We start from the raw sequence: 5,005 nt of genomic DNA on the forward strand, positions 1-5,005 counted from the left end.
CCACGCCCACGGCAGCGGCGGTCACCAGTGCGGCATCGGCGACCGGTGCGGTCGTGTTGCCCGGCTTCGGCGCATCGGCCTGCGGCTGGCGTGCCGGCTTGTCGCTGGCCACGGCCTTGTCGGCATCGCCCTGCTGCGGCTTGGGCTGCTGCGGGTTCTGCTTCTGCTTCAGCTTGGGCTGCTGCTCATTGCGCGGCTGCTTGGGCTGCTGTTCGTTGCGCGGCTTGGCCTGGCCCGGTGCCTGCACCTGTGCGGCATTGCCGGCCACCGGTGCGGCGACGTCCTGGCGGCGCTCGTCACGACGCTCGTTCTTGCCACCGCGTTCGCCACGCTCGCCACGTTCACCGCGGTCCTTGCCACGGCCCTGGCCCTGCGCCTGTGCGCCGCCATTGCCGTTGCGCTCGCCACCGCGTTCATCGCGGCGGCCGCCATTGCGGTCCTTGTTGCGATCCTTGTTGCGGTTGGTGCGGTTGCCGTCCTGGGCCGGGCGTGCGTTCGCCGGCGGGGCAGCGGCCGGGGCCGGTTCGCCACCGAAGATGCGCTTGAGCCAGCCCACCACGCCGGTAGCGGCCGGTGCGGCCACCGGGGCCGGGGCAGCGACCGGTGCGGGCGCGGCTTCCGGTTCCGGGGCTTCGCGGATCGGCGCCGGCTGGCTGTGCTTGACCTGGGTCACCACCGGGGCCGCCGGGATGTTCAGCTGGGCCTTGGTCAGCGCGTGCACCGGCAGCTTGCGCGGGGTACCGCGCTGGTAGCTCGGCTTGCCGCTTTCTTCGCCCAGCTCGTTGTCACGCAGTCGGGTCACTTCGTAATGCGGGGTGTGCAGCTGTTCGTCGGCGACGATCACGATCGGCGCGTCATGGCGCTGTTCGATCTCGCGCAGGGCGCTGCGCTTTTCATTGAGCAGGTAGTTGGCGATCTCGACCGGGGCCTGGACCAGCACCTGCCCGGTGTTCTCCTTCATCGCATGCTCTTCAGCCACGCGGATGATCGACAGCGACAGCGACTCGACGCTGCGCATGCGGCCATGGCCGTCGCAACGCGGGCACACGATCTGGCTGGATTCGCCCAGGCTCGGGCGCAGGCGCTGGCGGCTCATTTCCATCAGGCCAAAGCGCGAGATGCGGCCCAGCTGCACGCGCGCACGGTCGTACTTGAGCGCGTTCTGCAGGCGGTTTTCAACTTCGCGCTGGTGCTTGTTGGAGGCCATGTCGATGAAATCGATGACCACCAGGCCGCCCAGGTCGCGCAGGCGCAGCTGGCGGGCCACTTCTTCGGCCGCTTCCAGGTTGGTCTGGAATGCGGTGTCCTCGATGTCGCTGCCCTTGGTGGCGCGCGAGGAGTTGACGTCGATGGCGGTCAGCGCCTCGGTCTGGTCGACCACGATCGAACCGCCGGACGGCAGGCGCACGTTGCGCTCATACGCGCCTTCGATCTGCGATTCGATCTGGAAGCGGTTGAACAGCGGGATGTCGTCGGTGTAGTGCTTGAGCTTGCGCAGGGTCTGCGGCATCACCTGCTGCATGAACTCGCGGGCGGTCTCGTACAGTTCCTGGGTGTCCACCAGGATCTCGCCGACGTCGGCGCGCAGGTAGTCACGCAGGGCGCGCACGATCAGGCGCGACTCCTGGTAGATCAGGAAGGAGGCCGGCTTGGTCAGCGCCGCTTCGGCGATCGACTTCCACACCTGCAGCAGGTAATCCAGATCCCACTGCAGCTCTTCGGCATCGCGGCCGACGCCGGCGGTGCGGATGATCACGCCCATGTCGTCGGGGATGTTCAGCTTGTCCAGCGCTTCCTTCAGCGCGGCGCGGTCTTCGCCCTCGATGCGACGCGACACGCCGCCAGCGGTGGGCGAGTTCGGCATCAGGACCATGTAGCGGCCGGCCAGCGAGATGAACGTGGTCAGGGCGGCGCCCTTGTTGCCACGCTCTTCCTTGTCGACCTGGACAACCACTTCCTGGCCTTCACGCAGCAGTTCGCGGATGCCGGCCTTGTTGTGGTCCACGCCCGCGGCGAAGTAATCGCGCGAGATTTCCTTCAGCGGCAGGAAGCCGTGGCGCTCGCCGCCGTATTCGACGAAGGCCGCTTCCAGCGACGGTTCAAGGCGCGTGATGCGGCCCTTGTAGATGTTCGACTTCTTCTGTTCCTTGGACGGCTGTTCGATGTCGATGTCGTACAGCGTCTGGCCATCCACGATGGCTACCCGCAGCTCTTCAGCCTGCGTGGCATTGATCAGCATTCGCTTCATTGTTGGGTTCCTCGCGCGCTGCTACCGCGCGGAACACCATGGGGTTTCGCTTCTGGTCACGCTTCGACGCCCATCGCGCAGGCGCGGGGAGGGCGGCTTGGGTTTCCAGCGCTACAACACCACGGCAGCCCGCGGGAGCGCTTCATTTGTTTTGGTTTGGGTGTTACGGGGCCGGAGGCAGCTGTCAGCCAGGCTGGAGCGCCACAGGGACATGTTTTTCAGCACAGACGCTTGTCAGGCATCCGGCGATGGCCGGGACCGCCGGTGAGCCGCTAACATGGCCGCCCCGGGGGCGGTGGCTGCGCACTGTGCCGGAATCGCGGGAAGTCGGGCTTCTGGCCCAGAGCAACTTCCAACGAAATCAATCCCTTATCTCGCATGCCGAGTGTAACAGAATAAAAGGCCAATGACCGTTACCGAGCCCACCCCCAAAGCCGCTGAAGCCATGACCAGCGTACGTATCATCACCGTCCCGGCCGACCGTGCCGGGCAGCGCCTGGACAACTTCCTGCTCGGCCAGCTCAAGGGTGCGCCGCGCAGCCTGATCTACAAGCTGGTGCGTAGTGGCCAGGTCCGGGTCAACGGCGGCCGCGCCAAGGCCGAGCGCAAGCTGGAGCCGGGCGACGAGGTCCGGGTGCCGCCGGTCCGTCTCACCGAGGAGGGCGACAAGGCAGGTCCGCCCGCCGCGTTCATGAAACGGCTGGAAGATGCCATCGTGTTCGAAGACGATCGGCTGCTGGCGCTGAACAAGCCGTCGGGCGTGGCCAGCCACGGCGGCAGTGGGATCAGCTTCGGCGCGATCGAGACGCTGCGGGCGCTGCGCCCGGGCAAGACCCTGGAACTGGTGCACCGGCTGGACCGCGACACATCGGGCCTGCTGATCGTGGCCAAGAAGCGTTCGGCGCTGAGCGAGCTGCAGGCGCTGCTGCGCGAAGACCACGGCTCGGGCATCCGCAAGCATTACCTGACGCTGCTGGTCGGGCGCATGCCCGACGGCACCATGACGGTGGATGCGCCGCTGCACGTGGGCCTGCGCCAGGGCGGGGAGCGGCATGTGCAGGTCAACCCGATCGGCAAGGAGTCGATCAGTCACTTCAAGGTGCTGGAACGCAAGGGCGGGCATTCGTACTGCGAGGTCCGCATCGAAACCGGCCGCACCCACCAGATCCGCGTGCATGCCCAGCACCTGGGGCATCCGGTCGCCGGTGACGACAAGTACGGCGATCCGGACGTCAACAAGCGGCTTCGTGAGCAGATCGGGCTGAAGCGCCTGTTCCTGCACGCCGCCTCGCTGGAGTTCGCACTGGACGCCGGCAAGACCCCGTACCTGCTCAACGCGCCGCTGGCCGACGAGCTGACCGAGGTGCTGAACCGGTTGAAGTGAGAGCTGGCAGATAAAGCCGTGCCGAACGGAGGGTAGTGCCGGCCGCTGGCCGGCTCTGCACGGTCTTGATCGACATCGGGAAGAGCCGGCCAGCGGCCGGCACTACCGGGCGGCGGGACCCTACGCCGACGTTATCGGGCGACAGGGCCTAGCGTTACCGGGGTAGAGCCCGGGCCGTCACCACTTGAACAGCACCAGGCTGATCGCCAGGCTGCCCATGCCGGCCACCAGGCCGTACACGGTTTCGTGGCCCTTGGCGTAGCGCTTTGCCGCCGGCAGCAGTTCGTCCAGGGCGAGGAACACCATCACCCCGGAAATCAGGCCGAACACCCAGCCGAAGGTGGCGTGGTTGAGCATGCCCGACAGCGCGAAGTAGCCGATCGCCGCGCCAACCGGCTCGGCCAGGCCCGAGAGCAGGCTGGCGCCGAAGGCATACCACTTGTTCTGGGTGGCGAAATACACCGGCACCGCGATGGCGATGCCTTCGGGGATGTTGTGGATGGCGATGGCGAAGGCCAGCGGCATGCCCACCGACGGGCTCTCCAGCGTGGCAAAGAACGTGGCCAGGCCTTCGGGAAAGTTGTGCGCGGTGATCGCGATCGCGGTCAGCAGGCCCACCCGCTTGATGTAGGCCTTGTTGTTGTCGCGGAACACCGGGTCCTGCTTGTCCAGGCTTTCGTGGGGGTTCGGGATCAGGTGGTCGATCACCACGATCAGCAGCACCCCGGCCAGGAACGCGGCCGTGCCGTAGGCGAAGCCCAGCCGGGCATCGTAGGCCTGGGTGAACGAATCGATCGCCTTGTTCAGGATCTCGGTAAGCGACACGAACACCATCGCCCCGCCGGCAAAGGCCAGCCCGAAGGCCAGCAGCCGCGGGTTGGGGCGGCGCGAGAACAGCACCATCAGGCTGCCCAGGCCGGTTGCCAGGCCGGCAGCCAGGGTCACGCCGAGCGCGACCCAGACATTTTCAGACGAAATTTCGAGCATGCGCCACAGCATCCTTGGAGAAGTGCAACGCGCCCCGATGGGGGTGCCCGGGGCGCGGTAAGGGGAGGCTGGCGCTGGCTGACCTCAGATCAGGGGAACTTCAACCGCCCCGGCGCAGCCGCTCTTCCACCGCGAAGCACTCGTCCGGCTTGGGCTGCGGCGGGTTGAAGCTCACCGGTACCTGGATGGTGGTGGACACGGTCTGGCCGGCGCGGGTGGCCGCCTTGAACTCCCAGCCTTCCACCGCCGTCTTCGCCTGCGCGTCGAGCTGGGCGTTGCCGCTGCTGGTCACCTGCGCCACCTGGCTGGGCTTGCCGTTGGCGGCGATCACCACCTTGAAGGTGCTGGTGCCGCCGATGCCCTGGCAGGCCAGTTCGATCGGGTAC

4 protein-coding genes are annotated in these 5,005 nt (G+C 67.2%); 1 reads left to right on the forward strand and 3 read right to left on the reverse strand.

The window, feature by feature from the left end; translation table 11 throughout:
• The coding region (locus DBR34_RS12535) for an Rne/Rng family ribonuclease (protein WP_258223883.1) at positions 1 to 2,248 on the reverse strand (2,248 nt) is incomplete at its 3' end.
• 445 nt (positions 2,249 to 2,693) lie between these two features.
• Here DBR34_RS12535 and DBR34_RS12540 point away from each other — a divergent pair.
• Positions 2,694 to 3,632: an RluA family pseudouridine synthase gene (locus DBR34_RS12540; protein ID WP_128097039.1), complete on the forward strand. Its 939-nt coding sequence runs from the start codon at positions 2,694 to 2,696 to the stop codon at positions 3,630 to 3,632.
• A gap of 177 nt (positions 3,633 to 3,809) precedes the next feature.
• Here the strand turns inward: DBR34_RS12540 and zupT are convergent, their stop codons facing one another.
• Together zupT and DBR34_RS12550 are read right to left on the reverse strand one after the other, a co-directional pair.
• Positions 3,810 to 4,619, reverse strand: a complete 810-nt coding sequence (gene zupT, locus DBR34_RS12545) for a zinc transporter ZupT (protein WP_128097040.1) — start codon at positions 4,617 to 4,619, stop codon at positions 3,810 to 3,812.
• A 100-nt stretch (positions 4,620 to 4,719) separates the two neighbouring features.
• On the reverse strand, positions 4,720 to 5,005 hold a 286-nt coding region (locus tag DBR34_RS12550; RefSeq protein WP_258223884.1), incomplete at its 5' end, for an energy transducer TonB.

Origin of the sequence: Stenotrophomonas sp. HMWF003 (assembly GCF_003061285.1) — a bacterium.
Classification (GTDB): Bacteria; Pseudomonadota; Gammaproteobacteria; order Xanthomonadales; family Xanthomonadaceae; genus Stenotrophomonas; species Stenotrophomonas maltophilia_AP.

Excerpts from the sequence above, each read along its gene's own strand:
- DBR34_RS12540 (WP_128097039.1), top strand. The coding sequence starts at position 2,694 with ATGACCAGCGTACGTATCATCACCGTCCCGGCCGACCGTGCCGGGCAG.
- zupT (WP_128097040.1), bottom strand. The coding sequence starts at position 4,619 with ATGCTCGAAATTTCGTCTGAAAATGTCTGGGTCGCGCTCGGCGTGACC.